15 protein-coding genes are annotated in these 13,817 nt (G+C 69.5%); 10 read left to right on the forward strand and 5 right to left on the reverse strand.

All coding sequences use genetic code 11. From position 1 onward, the window contains the following. Positions 1-86: 86 nt before the first annotated feature. The 3 genes from AB0B28_RS02685 (at position 87) to AB0B28_RS02695 (ending at position 3,060) form a co-directional block, all read left to right on the forward strand. Positions 87-689, forward strand: a complete 603-nt coding sequence (locus tag AB0B28_RS02685) for a helix-turn-helix domain-containing protein (RefSeq protein WP_360115340.1) — start codon at positions 87-89, stop codon at positions 687-689. Between the two features lie 51 nt (positions 690-740). Further along, on the forward strand, positions 741-1,577 hold the full coding sequence (locus tag AB0B28_RS02690; protein WP_360115343.1) for a class I SAM-dependent methyltransferase: 837 nt from the start codon (positions 741-743) through the stop codon (positions 1,575-1,577). 124 nt (positions 1,578-1,701) lie between these two features. Then, positions 1,702-3,060, forward strand: a complete 1,359-nt coding sequence (locus AB0B28_RS02695) for an EamA family transporter (RefSeq protein WP_360115346.1) — start codon at positions 1,702-1,704, stop codon at positions 3,058-3,060. Here the strand turns inward: AB0B28_RS02695 and AB0B28_RS02700 are convergent. Continuing rightward, positions 3,044-3,619: a TetR family transcriptional regulator gene (locus AB0B28_RS02700; RefSeq protein WP_360115349.1), complete on the reverse strand. Its 576-nt coding sequence runs from the start codon at positions 3,617-3,619 to the stop codon at positions 3,044-3,046. The genes AB0B28_RS02695 and AB0B28_RS02700 overlap by 17 nt on opposite strands. 82 nt (positions 3,620-3,701) lie before the next feature. Here AB0B28_RS02700 and AB0B28_RS02705 point away from each other — a divergent pair, with 82 nt between their 5' ends. Further along, complete coding sequence (locus AB0B28_RS02705; RefSeq protein ID WP_360115352.1) at positions 3,702-4,286, forward strand: dihydrofolate reductase family protein; 585 nt, start codon at positions 3,702-3,704, stop codon at positions 4,284-4,286. 57 nt (positions 4,287-4,343) lie between these two features. Here AB0B28_RS02705 and AB0B28_RS02710 read toward each other — a convergent pair whose 3' ends face one another. The 3 genes from AB0B28_RS02710 to AB0B28_RS02720 form a co-directional block, all read right to left on the reverse strand. Then, positions 4,344-5,147 carry a WecB/TagA/CpsF family glycosyltransferase gene (locus AB0B28_RS02710; protein ID WP_360115355.1) on the reverse strand — a complete coding sequence of 268 codons (804 nt, stop codon included), beginning with the start codon at positions 5,145-5,147 and terminating at the stop codon, positions 4,344-4,346. After that, positions 5,147-6,217, reverse strand: coding sequence for an NAD-dependent epimerase/dehydratase family protein (locus tag AB0B28_RS02715; RefSeq protein ID WP_360115358.1), 1,071 nt, complete (start codon positions 6,215-6,217; stop codon positions 5,147-5,149). Before AB0B28_RS02715 ends, AB0B28_RS02710 begins: the two co-directional genes overlap by 1 nt. Positions 6,218-6,292: 75 nt before the next feature. Further along, positions 6,293-7,372 (reverse strand): phosphatase PAP2 family protein, encoded by a 1,080-nt coding sequence (locus AB0B28_RS02720; protein ID WP_360115361.1) that lies wholly within the window; start codon positions 7,370-7,372, stop codon positions 6,293-6,295. A 250-nt stretch (positions 7,373-7,622) separates the two neighbouring features. On the opposite strand from AB0B28_RS02720, the gene AB0B28_RS02725 reads away from it, so the two are divergent. Beyond that, positions 7,623-8,108, forward strand: coding sequence for an anthrone oxygenase family protein (locus AB0B28_RS02725; RefSeq protein WP_360115365.1), 486 nt, complete (start codon positions 7,623-7,625; stop codon positions 8,106-8,108). 54 nt (positions 8,109-8,162) lie between these two features. After that, entirely contained in the window at positions 8,163-8,615 is a 453-nt protein-coding gene (locus AB0B28_RS02730; protein ID WP_360115368.1) for a VOC family protein, read from the forward strand. A 7-nt stretch (positions 8,616-8,622) separates the two neighbouring features. Here AB0B28_RS02730 and AB0B28_RS02735 read toward each other — a convergent pair whose 3' ends face one another. Then, positions 8,623-9,687: an LLM class flavin-dependent oxidoreductase gene (locus AB0B28_RS02735; RefSeq protein ID WP_360115371.1), complete on the reverse strand. Its 1,065-nt coding sequence runs from the start codon at positions 9,685-9,687 to the stop codon at positions 8,623-8,625. Positions 9,688-9,810: 123 nt separating this feature from the next. On the opposite strand from AB0B28_RS02735, the gene AB0B28_RS02740 reads away from it, so the two are divergent. The 4 genes from AB0B28_RS02740 to AB0B28_RS02755 all read left to right on the forward strand — a co-directional run bounded on the left by AB0B28_RS02740 (position 9,811) and on the right by AB0B28_RS02755 (position 13,707). Next, the gene (locus AB0B28_RS02740; protein WP_360115374.1) at positions 9,811-10,845 is read left to right on the forward strand and encodes an aldo/keto reductase; all 1,035 of its coding nucleotides are present in this window, start codon (positions 9,811-9,813) and stop codon (positions 10,843-10,845) included. Next, positions 10,842-11,663, forward strand: coding sequence for an NADPH-dependent oxidoreductase (locus AB0B28_RS02745; RefSeq protein ID WP_360115377.1), 822 nt, complete (start codon positions 10,842-10,844; stop codon positions 11,661-11,663). Before AB0B28_RS02740 ends, AB0B28_RS02745 begins: the two co-directional genes overlap by 4 nt. 161 nt (positions 11,664-11,824) lie before the next feature. Then, complete coding sequence (locus tag AB0B28_RS02750; RefSeq protein ID WP_360115380.1) at positions 11,825-12,997, forward strand: sulfotransferase; 1,173 nt, start codon at positions 11,825-11,827, stop codon at positions 12,995-12,997. A 188-nt stretch (positions 12,998-13,185) separates the two neighbouring features. Beyond that, positions 13,186-13,707, forward strand: a complete 522-nt coding sequence (locus AB0B28_RS02755; RefSeq protein WP_360115383.1) for a GNAT family N-acetyltransferase — start codon at positions 13,186-13,188, stop codon at positions 13,705-13,707. Positions 13,708-13,817 lie beyond the last annotated feature (110 nt).

The following is a 13,817-nucleotide window of genomic DNA, read 5'->3' on the forward strand; positions in this document are numbered from 1 at the left end:
TAACTCGCATACGCGACGTATGCCAATTGACATGCGTCACGTATGTGAATGAAACCGCAGGTCACCGACTGCACTACGATGGACACATGCCCAAGACCGAGCGCCGCACCCGCGCCGAGATGCTCGACCGCACCCGCGAGCGGCTCATCGCCGCCGGGCGCGAGCACTTCGGCGACCGCGGATACGCCGCCACGTCGATGGACGACCTCACCGCCTCGGTCGGGCTCACCCGCGGCGCGCTCTACCACCACTTCGGCGGCAAGAGCGGGCTGCTCGAAGCCGTGGTGCGGACCCTCGACGACGAGCTGTGCGTGCAGCTGCGCGCGATCCTGCGCGCCAACGAGGACCCGCTGGCGGCGCTGGCCGAACGCGCGCGGGCGTACATCGAGCTGACGCAGACCGCGCGGTTCCAGCGGATCATGTTCACCGACGCGCCCTCGGTGCTGCCCGACGCGATCGAGGAGACCTCGGCCGCGTGCATCGCGACGCTCACCGAAGTGGTCGAACAGGCCCGGGCGCGGGGCATCGTGGCCGCGGACGTGTCGCCGATCGCGCTGGCCACCATGATCAACGGGGCGATGGCCGACGCCTCGCGCTGGGTCGCGGCCGCCCCCGAGGCCGAGCACCGGGCACGCCTTGAGGAGGCGACCCGATCGGCGGCGGCGCTGGTCGAGGGGCTGCGCATCTGACGCCGGGCGCACTGGGCGGTTCAGTATGGTGGCGGTGTGGCCAATGAAACGATGCGCACCAATTGGGCCGGCGGCGCCGCCGGATGGGTCAAGAACGAGCGGATCTTCGACGCGGTGTTCGCGCCGGTGACGGAGAGGATCCTCGCCGCGGCCGAACTCGGTGCGGGGCAACGGGTCCTGGACGTCGGGTGCGGGACCGGCACGCTGCTCAAGGCGAGCGTGGACGCCGGGGCCGAGGTCTGCGGCGTGGACATCGCCGAGGGGATGGCCGAGGCCGCGCGCCGCAGGGTCCCTGAGTCCACTGTGTTCGTCGGCGACGCGCAGACCGTCGATCTGCTCGAAGTGCTGCCGGGCAGGCCCTTCGACCGGGTGGTCTCGCGCTTCGGGGTGATGTTCTTCGACGACTCGGTGGCGGCGTTCGCGAACCTTCGGCGAGCCGCCGCTGCGGGCGCGAAACTCGCGTTCGCCTGCTGGCGAACCGAGGAGGAGAACCCGATGTTCACGGTCGGGAACAGCCTCCTCTACGACCGCCTCGACCCCAAGCCCGCCGAGCCGGGCCCGGGCGAGCCCGGCCCTTCCGCGCTCGCCGATCCTGAAAGGACCGCCAGGATCTTGAGTGACGCGGGGTGGTCCTCGGTCGCGGTCGAGCCGCTGGACTTCGTGTGCGACTACGGGATCGACGGCAGCGACGGAGTCGAGGAGCGGCTCGCGGGCGTGCTCAACACCGGCGTGGGACGCCTCGCGCGCGAGCAGTTGGTCGAGCGCGTGGGCGAGGACGGCTGGAACGCGGCGGTCGAGGAGGTGCGCGAGGCCTTGCGCGCGCGCCGGGTCGACGGCGTGTTCCGCGTGCCGGGCGCGGTGTGGATCGTGACCGCCCGAAACGAGTAGGCGAACGAACCACCGCCCGCCGGGCGGGCGCAGGCGGCCTCCCTAACCCGCCGCGACTTCGCACGCCGACGCCCGCCCACCGCATCGGCTGCGCCACAACCACAAAGCCCCCGGAGTGAACTGAATGAGCCCCGCCAACGCCGAAGCAGGCGACCGCCCCGAAGCGCCGCACGCGAAGCGACCGGAAGTGCCCGGCCAGAGCGGTGTCGCGGACGCCGCCGAGGTCGAGGCGACCGCGAGCGCGGACGGTTCGGGTGAGGCAACGGCGGCGTCGGCGGGCGAAGCGCCGCAGGCGGAGCGGCCGGGAGTCTCTGGCTCGCGCGGTGTCGCGGATGCTGCTGAGGTCGGTGCGGTCGCGTCGCCCGCGATTGCGGGCGACGCAGAGAAGAACCCGGAGCGTGAGGCGCCGCACGCGAAGCGACCGGAAGTGCCCGGCCATCGCGGCGCCGCGGATGCCGACGAGGTCTCCTCGCTCGCGAGCGAGGACGACGCAAAGTCGGGCTCGGAAGGTGCAGCGCCGCAGGCGAAGCCGCCGGGAGTTTCCGGCCAGCGCAGCGCTTCCAATGCCTCCCGCACCCCCTCTCGCCGTGCCGTCCTGCTCGCCGCTGCCGCTCTCATCGGTGCGACGCTGTTCTGGGCCGGGAACTACCTCGTCGGCGCCAGCGCTGTCGCGACCATCGAACCCCTCAGCCTCGTCCTGCTGCGCTGGGGGATCGCGCTCGTGCCGCTCCTTGTCATCGCTCAGATCGTCGAGCGGCCCGACTGGCGTGCCGTCTTGCGGGCGTGGCCGTGGCTGCTCGTGCTCAGCGAGTTCGGAATGCTCGGGTACAACCTCTTCCTCTATGCGGCCCTTGAGCACACGACCGCGCTCAGCGCCTCGCTCGTCAACGCCTTCAACCCCGCGCTCATCACCCTCGCCGCCGCCGTGTTCCTGCGCGAGCGCCTCACCCCGCTCGCCATCGGCGGCGTGGTCATCGCGCTCGTCGGCGTCCTCGTGGTGCTCGGCGACGGCGACCCTGCCACGCTCCTGCGCGGCGGGTTCGGACTCGGCGAGACCCTCATGCTCGGGGCGATCGCCGCGTGGACCGCGTACACCGTGATCGGGCGCCGCGGCCCGCGGCTGCCGCCGGTCACTTCGACTGCCGTGCAAGCGTTCATCGCCGTCGTCGCGCTGGCCCCGATCAGCCTCGCGACCGGCGGCCCCACCCTACCCGCGAGCGGCGGCGCGCTCTGGTCGCTGCTGTTCATCGCCGTGTTCCCGTCGGTGCTCTCCTACCTGCTGTGGAACCACGCCCTGACGGCCATCCCGCCCGGCCGCGCGGGCGTGTTCCTCAACCTCATCACCGTCTTCACCGCCGCGTTCACGATCCTCGCGGGCGACCCGTACACGGCGTCGCAGATCATCGGCGGCACGGTCGTCATCGGCGGCGTGGTCCTCGCCAACGCACGCGCGTTCCGCAAGGCCCCTAAGGGTTCTGGATGATCCGCTCGGTCAGTTCGGTGATGAGCGCGTTCGCCCGCGCCTCGTCGAACAGGTCGGGCAGGGTCAAGCGCTCCACGATGAGGCCGTTGAGCGCCAAGTAGAGCAGGACCACCGAGTCGGCGTCGCCGGGCAGGCCCGAGGCGAGGTGGAAGTCGATGTTCTCCTGGAGGTTCGCGCGGACCTGCTCGGTGATCGCGGCCCGCAGCTCGGGGCGGCGCGCCGATTCGAGGCGGAGTTCGAGCATCGCGAGCTGGCCGGAGGGGAACGCCGTGAGGCGCTCGACCATCTCGTGGAGGAGGCGGTCGACGCTGGCCCGGGTGCGGGGGAGCGCCATCGAAGCGTCGATCACCGTCGAGTCGGGGTCGAGGCGCTCGAAGACCCGGCCGTTGACCTGCATCAGCAGATCGTCGCGGTTCGCGAAGTAGTTCGACGCGGTGCCCACCGGCACCCCGGCCTCCTTGTCGACCGCCCGGAACGTGAGCCCGCGGGCCCCCTGGCCTGCGAGGACTTCGATCGCGGCGTCGATGAGCGCGGCTCGCCGCTCGGGGTTCTGGCGCATTGCGGCCTCCTCGGTTGACACCACTCCGGGTGTAGTGGTAAGTTCAAACCACTTCATTCATAGTACTTCAAACGGAGTGTATATGCGCACGCAGTCCCGCACCCTGACCTACTACATCGGCGTCTCGATCGACGGCTACATCGCCGGACCCGGCGACGAGTTCGACTTCTTCGCGATCGAACCCGACCTCACCGCCGCCATGAACGAGATCCGGCCCGAGACCGTTCCGACCCGGTTCCGCGAGATGATCGGCACCGCCGGCGTGCCGAACCGCAGTTACGACACCGTCCTTATGGGACGGAAGACCTACGAGATGGGCGTCCCCGACGGTGACTACAGCCCCTACCAGTCCCTGGACCAGTACGTGATCTCCTCCAAGCCCGCCCCCGAGCAGGCCGAGGGAGTGACCTTCACCGACGCCGACCCGATCGCGCTCGTGCGCGAACTCAAAGCCCAACCGGGCCTGGGGATCTGGCTGTGCGGCGGCGGTCGCCTCGCCGGAGCGCTCGCGCCCGAGATCGACGAGATCGTGATCAAGCGCCACCCGGTGATCGTGGGCAAGGGCGTCCCGATGTTCGACGGGGCCTTCGATCCGACGCCGTACGCGCTGGTCGAGAACCTGACGTTCGACTCCGGCGAGTCGGTCCAGACCTACCGGAAGTCATGACGCGCAAGCGAACGGCCGCGGCACTCCATAAAGGAGCACCGCGGCCGTTCGGCGTTCTCAGACCGGGAAGCGCCGAGGCTCCGGACCGGGCTTGGCCGGACCCGGACGCCACAGACGCAGCCACTGGGCCGCCAGGAGCGAGACGTACAGCGGGTTGAGCAGCACATAGCGCCGCCACAGCCGCTTGGGTTCGAGCCCGAGCCGCCACAGCCATTCGAGCCCGGCGCGCTGCATCCACGGCGGCGGAATCCGCAGGTTCCCCGCGTGATAGTCGAAAGCCGCGCCCACCGCGAGCTGCGGCATGTCCAGATGCGGGCGCATCTGATACACGAACTGCTCCTGCCTCGGGCAGCCCAGGCCCACGAACAGGACCCGCGCACCAGAGGCCTTGACGCGCTCGGCGATCAAGTGAGCGTCGTCGTCCTCGCTGAGGCGGAACTGCGAGGCCTCGGCCCCGGCGATCCGCAGCTCGGGGATCTGCTCGGCGAGCTGCTTCTGAAGGGCCTCAAGGGTTTCGGCGGTGCTGCCGTAGAAGTACACCGGCAGCCCTTCGGCCGCCATGCGCTCCAAGACCTTGATGGTGAGCAGCGGGCCGTACACCCGGTCGCTCAAACCGGCCTTGTGCAGCAGGTTCAGCGCCCACCGCACCGGTTGCCCATCGGGCGCGACCAGGTCGAAATCGTTGAGCTCGGCGCGCAGCCACTCCTGGCGGTGGCTCTCGATCACGCCGTGCACGGCGAGCGCGGTGACCGCCATCGGCCTCCCGTCCCGGGCCGCGGCGGCGATCTCGTCCACCGCGGCGGCGTAGGTCGTCGCGTCGACCTGCGTGCCGAGGACGGAGCGCTTGTCGGAGGCGGCCACTAGCTGGTCTTCCAGCGGTCGCGGTTCTCCTCGAAGATCTCGCGCATGATGAGGTTGACATCGTACTTCTGGGACCACTCGGGGTAGTCCTCCTGGAACTTCGCGTTCGAGCCGATCCACCAGATGTGGTCGCCCACGCGGTTCTGTTCGACGTATTCGCGTTCGACCGGGCGGCCCACGAGCTCCCCGGCGATGTCGAGCGCTTCGAGCACCGAGCAGTTCGAGTGGCGCCCGCCGCCGAGGTTGTACACCGCGCCGACGCGCGGGTTGCGGTAGAACCGCTCGAACGCGGCGACCACGTCGGAGGAGTGGATCGCGTCGCGGACCTGCTTGCCCTTGTAGCCGAACACGCGGTAGGCGCGGCCCTCCATCGCCACGCGCATCACGTACGCGAGGAAGCCGTGCAGCTCGGCCGCGGAGTGCCCGGGGCCGGTGAGGGTCCCGCCGCGGAAGACCACGGTGTGCATGCCGAAGTAGCGGCCGTACTCCTGGACCATGACGTCGGCCGCGACCTTGGAGGCCCCGAAGATCGAGTGCAGCGAGGCGTCGATCGACATGTCCTCGCGGATGCCGTCCCGGTAGATGTGGGAGGGGTCGATCTCCCAGCGCGACTCCAGCTCGACCAGCGGCAGCGAGTTGGGGGTGTCGCCGTAGACCTTGTTGGTGGAGCAGTGGATGAACGCGGCCTCGGGGGAGTGGTGGCGGGTGCATTCGAGCACGTTGAGGGTGCCGCCGGCGTTGATGTCGAAGTCGGTGAAGGGCTCGGCCGCGGCCCAGTCGTGGCTGGGCTGGGCGGCGGTGTGGACGACCAGTTCGATGTCGCCCGCGTAGCGCTTGAAGATCGCGTCCAGGCCCTCGCGGTCGCGGATGTCGGCGTCCACGTGCACGTAGTGCTCGCCCAGGTCGCGGCGGAGGGCGTCGACGCTCCAGCCGGTGGAGCCGTCGGGACCGAAGAAGTAGCTGCGCATGTCGTTGTCGATGCCGACGACGGTCATGCCGAGGGAGGCGAAGTGGCGTGCCGACTGCGACCCGATGAGCCCCCCGGCGCCGGTGACGATCGCGATACTCATGAGAAAGACCTTTCCTGTGCCTCGGTACTCGGGCGCGGCACCGCTCTCAACGGGCCAAACGCTAACATGCCACGCTCACGTTCGGCGCTGGCCATCGGTGGGCTGGGCTGGGATCTCGGGCTCTTCGGGGCCGCTCACGGTGAGTGCGCGCTGGCGCTCGGCGGTCTTGGTGGTGGCCCACAGCCAGATGAGCCCGAGGGTGGGCAGCACGGCCGCGGAGATGAGCGCCGGGACCAGGTGCAGCGTGGGGGTGATCATGACGCCCACGATGAGCAGCGTCGAGATGAGGATCGTGCGCCTGGTCGCGGGGTCGAAGACCTTGATCGGGCCGAGCGGGATGGTGTGCCAGGGCACGCGCTTGGCCATGCGGATGATGATCAGGCCGAGGAGGAACCCGGCCGGCTCGTCGGAGAGCCAGTGCTGGCCGAGGAAGACCTGGGAGCAGAACACGATCACCGGCGGGGCCAGGAGCAGCAGCCAGCGGGCCCACGCGGGCAGGACGCCGCCGATGAGCATCACGATGAGGCCGAACAGCAGGATCGAGTTGACCGCGTGCCCGGAGGGGAACGCGGTCGCGTCGGGGATGTTGCCGCCGCCGCCCTCGGCGAAGTAGGTGAACAGCAGCGGGCCTTCGGGCGAGACCTGTTCGAGCTGGAACGGGTGATGCGAGAGGGGGCGGCCGAGGAGGTGCTTCAAGCCCAGGATCGAGGCGAGGGTGATGAACGAGATCACGTACATCAGCAGCGGCCGGATCGAGCGCGACCGCAGCGCGCACCAGATCGCGATGAACAGGGTCACGGTCGCGACCGTCCGGGCCTGGCCGAGTTCGGCGCCGGCCTTGGCGAGGTCGCGCAGCCAGATCGTGTCGTTGGCGTCGACGGCCCACATGCGCACGGTCCAGTCGAGGCGCACCAGCCACGACGGGTACGTCACGAGGTAGGCGAGCGCGAGGAAGCCCACGAACATGGCCAGGTCGGGCCACCAGCTCTTCGGGCGCCGCGCGAACGGCTCCCAGTCGAACCAGCCGATGGGGATGTAGCGTCGCAGCGGGGTGATGATCTGGCTGACCACGGCTCGGTCGGCGACCGTCACACCGCGATCGGTGATGTTGGCGCTCCTGCGTTCGGTCGCAGGCCGGCTCGAATCAGAAGGCATACCTGGATAGTCGCCGGTCAAAGTTAATTTTGATGCCGCCACACCCGAACTGGACCGAATTTGTTATCAGGTCGGTATATATGGTGTGGTTTGCGACGCAACCCGAATGAGCAGCGGTGACGCAGTGTGATCCGCGCGTGTGGGCGGTGTCTCGCCGGCGATCCGCGTCACCTACCTTTGAGGAGCGGGCGCGGTCTGCGCTCCGGACAGGGAAAGCGGGCGTTTCGATGGGTGCGAAGCGGGGCGCGCGATGAGCGCGGCGCAGACGGCGGTGCTGCTGGCGGCGCTGCTCGCGTCGGGTCTGACGGCGGGGCTGTTCGCCGGGTTCTCGTACGCGGTGATGCCGGGGCTGCGGCGCGGTAGCGCGCGCACGCTGGTCGAGGCGATGCAGGGCGTCAACGTGGCGATCATCAATCCGCTGTTCATGAGCCTGTTCATGGGCGGGCTGCTGGTCTCGATCGCCTCGGTGTTCGTGCTGTGGGGCACCGATGCGCGATGGTGGGTGCTCGGCGGCGCGGTGTCCTATCTGGTGATGTTCCTGGTCACGAGCGCGCTGAACGTGCCGCTCAACAACGCGCTCGACGCGGCGGGCGACCCGGACGCGAACGAGGACCTCGACGGGGTGCGCGCGGGCTACGAGGCCCCGTGGACCTTGTGGAACAACGTTCGGGCCGTGGCGAACACGATCTCGTTCGTGTGCTTCGCGTTGGCGCTCTTGGTGTTCGCCGCGGGGTGACCCGATTCGGGCGAAGACCCGGCGGATGTCGGTGGTCGCATTTACGATTCGGGCATGTCACTGAGTTTCAAGGTCTGCGTCGACTGCGCCGATCCGCATCTGCTCGCCGCTTTCTGGGCCGAGGCCATGGGCTACGAGGTCGAGGACCACTCCGCGTTCATCCAGACGCTCCTCGACCAGGGGTTCGCCCCGCGCGAGGCCGTGACCGAGGTCGACGGCCGCCTCGCCTGGAAGACGGCGGCGGCCGTGCGCGACCCCGACGCCCCGTCTGACCCCCGCACCGGCGTCGGCCAGGGCATGCGCCTGCTCTTCCAGCAAGTCCCCGAACCCAAGACGGTCAAGAACCGCCTCCACCTCGACCTCCACTACGGCCCTGACGACTACGAGGCCCAGGCCGCCCGCCTCGAAACCCTCGGCGCCACCCGCCTCGGCGCCTACGACGAGGACGGCGCCAAATGGATCCTCATGGCAGACCCGGAAGGAAACGAATTCTGCGCCCACGCCTGACGGCGCGTCAGCCTCTCAGGAGCGGGAGCAGTTGGGTGCCTTGGCGTTTGATCTCTTCGAGGTAGGGGGTGTCGGAGAGGACGAAGTGGGTGATGCCGAGGGCTTCGTATTTGCGCAGGGACTTGGCCACGTCTTCGGGGGAGCCGACGAGCCAGGTGGTGCCCGCGCCGCCTCCGCCGTAGCGGCCGGGGGCGGTGTAGAGGTTGTCGTCGAGGACGTCGCCCCGCTCGGCGAGGTCGAGGAGGCGCTGCTGGCCCACGGCGGTGCGGCGGTCGAAGTCGCGCCGCGTCCCCTTCTTGGCCTCGGCGAGCGCCTCGACCTTGGCTTCGGCGTCGGCCCAGGCCTGCTCGGTGGTGTCGCGCACGAAAGTCGTGATGCGCAGCCCGAATTCGAGCGGGGCGTGCTCGCGGCCGAGCTTGTCGCTGAGGTTCTTGAGGCGCTCGATGCGCTCGCGGACCCCGTCGAGGGGCTCGCCCCAGAACAGCTGCACGTCGGCCTCGGCCGCGGCCGTGCGCTCGGCGGCCTCTGACGCGCCGCCGAAGTACAGCCGCGGGTGGCGCCGCTCGCCGAGCACGACCGGGCGCGGCGTCACGGTCGAGTCGGTCACGCTGAAGTGCTCGCCCTCGTACGTCACGCGCTCCTCGGTCCAGAGCCTGCGCACGAGCTGCATGAACTCCCTGGTCCGGGCGTAGCGCTGCGCCTGGTCGCCTTCGCTGTCGCCGTACGCGGCGAGGTTGTCCTGGCCCGAGACGATGTTGACCAGGACCCGCCCGCCGGTGAGGTGGTCGAGCGTGGCCGCGGCCGAGGCGAAGTTCGCGGGCCGCCAGTAGCCGGGACGGATCGCTATGAGCGGCTTGAAGGTCGAGGTCTGCGCCGCCAGCGCCGTGGCCACGGTGAACGTGTCGGGCCTGCTCCAGCCGGTGCCGATGAGCGCCCCACCCCAGCCGTGCTCCTCCAGGGCCTTCGCGTGGCCGGTGAGGGTCGCGAGGCTGTTGTGGCCCTCGACGGCGTCGTCGCCGCGGTGGCCGGGCTCGACCTGATTGGGGATGTACCAGAGGTATTCGGCGCTCATGGGAGGGTCTCCTTAGATCGCGAGCAGTATTTTTATAGTTATCCTATAGAAGTAGTGTAGATTATGCGAGGGTCGTTCGCCTCCTCCGCGAGCGCCCGCACCCGCAACCGAAAGGCGACTCCCATGGCACACGGCGCTTTCGAGACCACCTACGCCGCCGCCGCAGACCGGTACGAGCACCACCCCTACCGCCGCGCCGGCCGCTCCGGCCTCGACCTCCCCGCGCTCTCCCTCGGCCTGTGGCAGAAGTTCGGCACCGACTACGCCTACGAAACCCAGCGCGACATCGTCCTCCACGCCTTCGACCTCGGCATCACCCATTTCGACAACGCCGACCGCTACGGGCCCCCGCACCGCGCCGCCCAGCAGTTCTTCGGCCGCGTCCTCGCCAAGGACCTCGCCCCCTACCGCGACGAGATCCTCCTGTCCACCAAGGCCGGCAACCCCATCGGCCCCAGCCCTTACCTCAAGGGCGGCTCCCGCAAGACCCTCCTCACCTCCCTCGAACACAGCCTCCGCGACCTCGGCACCGACCACGTCGACGTCTTCTACCACCACCGCCCCGACCCCACCACCCCCATCGAGGAGACCGTCAGCGCGCTCGCCGGCGCCGTCCAGCAGGGCAAGGCCCTCTACGTCGGCGTCTCCAACTACAGCCCCGAGCAGGCCCACGAGGCCGTCGTGCTCCTGCGTGACGCCGGCGTCCCGCTCCTGGTCCACCAGCCCCGCTACTCGATCTTCGACCGCACCCCCGAACGCAGCGGCCTGCTCGACCTCGCCGCCGCAGACGGCTTCGGCCTCGTCGTCTACTCCCCACTGGCCCAAGGGCTCCTGACCGACAAGTACCTCACCGACATCCCCGACGGGGCCCGCGCCAAGAACAGCGCCTTCCTCAAACCCGACGTGATCGACGACGTCTACCGCGAACGCGCCGCCGCCCTCAACACCCTCGCGAAAGACCGCGGCCAGTCCCTCGCGCAGCTCGCCCTCCAGTGGGTCCTGCGCCGCCCCGAGGTCACCTCGGCGCTCATCGGCGCGAGCTCGACCTGGCAGCTCGACCACAACGCACAGGCCCTCGACTTCCCGCCTTTGAGCGACGACGAACTCAAACTCATCGACGAGCACGGCGTCCACGGCACCGGCCTGGGACAGCGATGACCGACCAACTCGACCGATCCCTCTCCGCCGCAGCGCGATACGGCGATCCTGACGCCTCGCTCGGCGTCGACACCGAGGTGCTGCGCCTCCAGCTCGCGCACCGATCGGTGCGCCGCTTCGGCCCCCGGGACGTCTCCGACGCCGAGCTCGACGCTCTCGTGACGGCCGCCCAGTCGGCCCCGACCTCCTCGAACCTCCAGCCGTGGAGCGTCGTGGCCGTTCGGGACCCGGAGCGCAAGGCCCGCCTCGCGCGCCTCTCGGGCGAGCAGGACTTCGTGGCCGGGGCGCCCCTGTTCCTGGTCTGGGTCGCCGACCTGGGCCGGGCCCGGCGGCTCGCAGTCCGCAGCGGCGCGACCCTGGACGCGGCCGACTACCTGGAGACGACGATGATCGGGTTCATCGACACGGCGCTGGCGGCGCAGAACGCGGTGCTGGCGGCCGCCTCGCTCGGCCTCGGTTCGGTGTTCGTGGGTGCGATCCGCAACCGGCCCTTGGAGGTCGCCGAGGAACTGGAGCTGCCGCCGCACGCGATCGCGCCGTTCGGGCTCGCGGTCGGCCACCCCGATCCGACCGAGCGGGCCGATGTCAAGCCGCGTCTGCCGCGCGAGGCGGTCCTGCACCGCGAGCGCTACGACGCGGCGGGCTCCGACGCGCACCTGGGGGTCTACGACGAGCGCCTGCGGGCCTACAACCAGCGGTTCGGCCTTCCGGGGGACTGGACGGCCCGGATCCTGACTCGTTTGAAGGGCCCGGAGTCGATGGGCGGGCGGCACCTGCTCAGGGAGGTGCTGGAGCGACTCGGGCTGCCGAGTCGCTAAGGGAGGCTGGACGATTCGGTCCGACGTCCGATCACTTGGGACGCAGGAGGGCCCGCGCGCACCGCTCGTGCCGGTCCGTGTCAGGATTCGCAGGCGAGCCCTCTGCGCCCCCTCTGAAAGGACCGGATCACGTGCGACGCGTATCCCGAATGGTCGGCCCCATGAACGCGCTGACGCAGGCGTCGGCGAACCGCCAGCGCGCGAACGTCGACGCGACCTTCGACAAGCTCGTGCGCCAGGCCGAGCAGGCGTCGGGCGGCACGGCCGCCGGGGACGACGCGTTCCTTGAGGAGTACCGCTTCCTGCTGCGGCAGGCCGCGAGCGTGCGGTCCCTGTCGGGCCTGGGGTGGACGGGCATCTCCAGCGACGTCCGCGGGCGCATGACCAACCGGTTCCGCGTCCGCCGCCTGCTCTCGCAGCACCCGGAGATCGCCGACGAGCCGATCGAGGCCCCGATCATCGTCACGGGCCTGCCGCGCACGGCGACCACGTTGGCGCACAAGATCCTCGCGCGCCACGAGGGCAACCGCGCGCCGCTGATGTGGGAGCTCCAGGCCACCGACCGGGCCGACATCCCCGACGCGGTGCGCCGCCGCCGCATCAAGGTCTCGAAGCGCTCGGCGGCGTTCGGGCACAAGTTCTCCCCGGTGCTGCCGATGATCCACGCGATGGAGCCCGAATCGCCCGAGGAGTGTGTGTTCGCGTTGCCGCACGGCCGCAACTGGCTGGTGTGCGCGAGCATGCCGGGGTACCGCAAGTTCCTTGAGGAGCGCAATTTCCTGCCGGACTTCGAGTACTACAAGAAGGTGCTCCAGGTCCTCCAGTTCGGCGGCCCGAGACGTCGCTGGGTCCTGAAGTCCCCGTATCACCTTGAGCACCTTGACAAGCTGATCAAGGTCTTCCCGGACGCGAAGATCATGTGGACGCACCGGGACCCGAACACGGTCATGGGCTCGTGGTGCTCCCTTATGGAGACCGGTGTGGCCCTGTGCAACCGCGAGTACGACCCGCACGACATCGGCAAGGAGTGGCTGGAGATGCTCTCGCAGATGGTGCGCGTGGGCCGCGACGTGCGCACGACGTTGCCGCGCGAGCGGGTGGTCGACGTGTCGTACCACCAGCTTACGGCCAACCCGTACGAGGAGATGCCCGCGATCTTCGCGAAGCTGGACATGCGGTGGCAGGGCAAGGACGAGGACAACCTCCGTGCGGCCCTTGAACGCCCGTGGATGAAGCGCGGCCACGAGTACAGCCTCGGCCACTACGGGCTCGACCCGGACATGATCGACCACGCCTTCGGCGACTACGCCCGCATGGTCAACTCGATGCGCTGAATCCTCTGTCGAAAGCCCGCCCGCCGGTCGACGGTGGGCGGGCTTTCGCGCGTCCCCGATATCGGGGCTCAGATCAGTCTGGTGTTCTTCATGACCTGGGTATCCGCGTAACCACGTTGCCGGTCGGAGCGGAAGCGAGCACAATTGCTCGGCCGACACGGGCAACACCGGGGATGAGGGGCCGCTGCATGAGCGTCGAATTGAAGACCGAACGACTGATCCTGCGGCCGTTCGCCGAGGCCGATCTTGAGGCGTTCGCGGCGATCAACGCCGACCCTGAAGTCATGCGCTACATCGGCGACGGCAAACCGCGCGACCGCGAGGCGACCCGCGAGGGCATCGTGAAGTCCAGGCGCGCCTGGGACGAGCAGGGCTGGGGCACGTTCGCGGTGGTGGAGACGGACACCAGCGACCTGGTCGGCTTCGCCGCCCTCGCCGTCCCGAACTTCCTCCCCGAGATCCTCCCGGTGGTCGAGGTCGGCTGGCGCATCGCCCGCGACCGGTGGGGCAAGGGCTACGCCCCCGAAGCCGCCCGCGCCGCGATCGGGTTCGCCTTCAACGACATCGGCATGACCCGCCTCGTCTCCTGCATTCACAGGGACAACACGGCCTCGATCCGAGTGGCCGAAAAACTCGGCATGACCCTCGAACGCGAGACGACGGTCCCCGAAGTCAACGTCCCCTGCAAGGTCTACGAACTCAACCGCTGAGACCAGGCGGCATCCAAGAGCACGAAAGCGCGCCTAACGCCGACTCGCACCAGTTTGACCACTGTGGATCGCGTCCTCCGCGGTGTGGTCTAATCACCGTGAGTGGTCGG

The organism is Glycomyces sp. NPDC046736, assembly GCF_040645615.1.
Lineage (GTDB): Bacteria > Actinomycetota > Actinomycetes > Mycobacteriales > Micromonosporaceae > Glycomyces.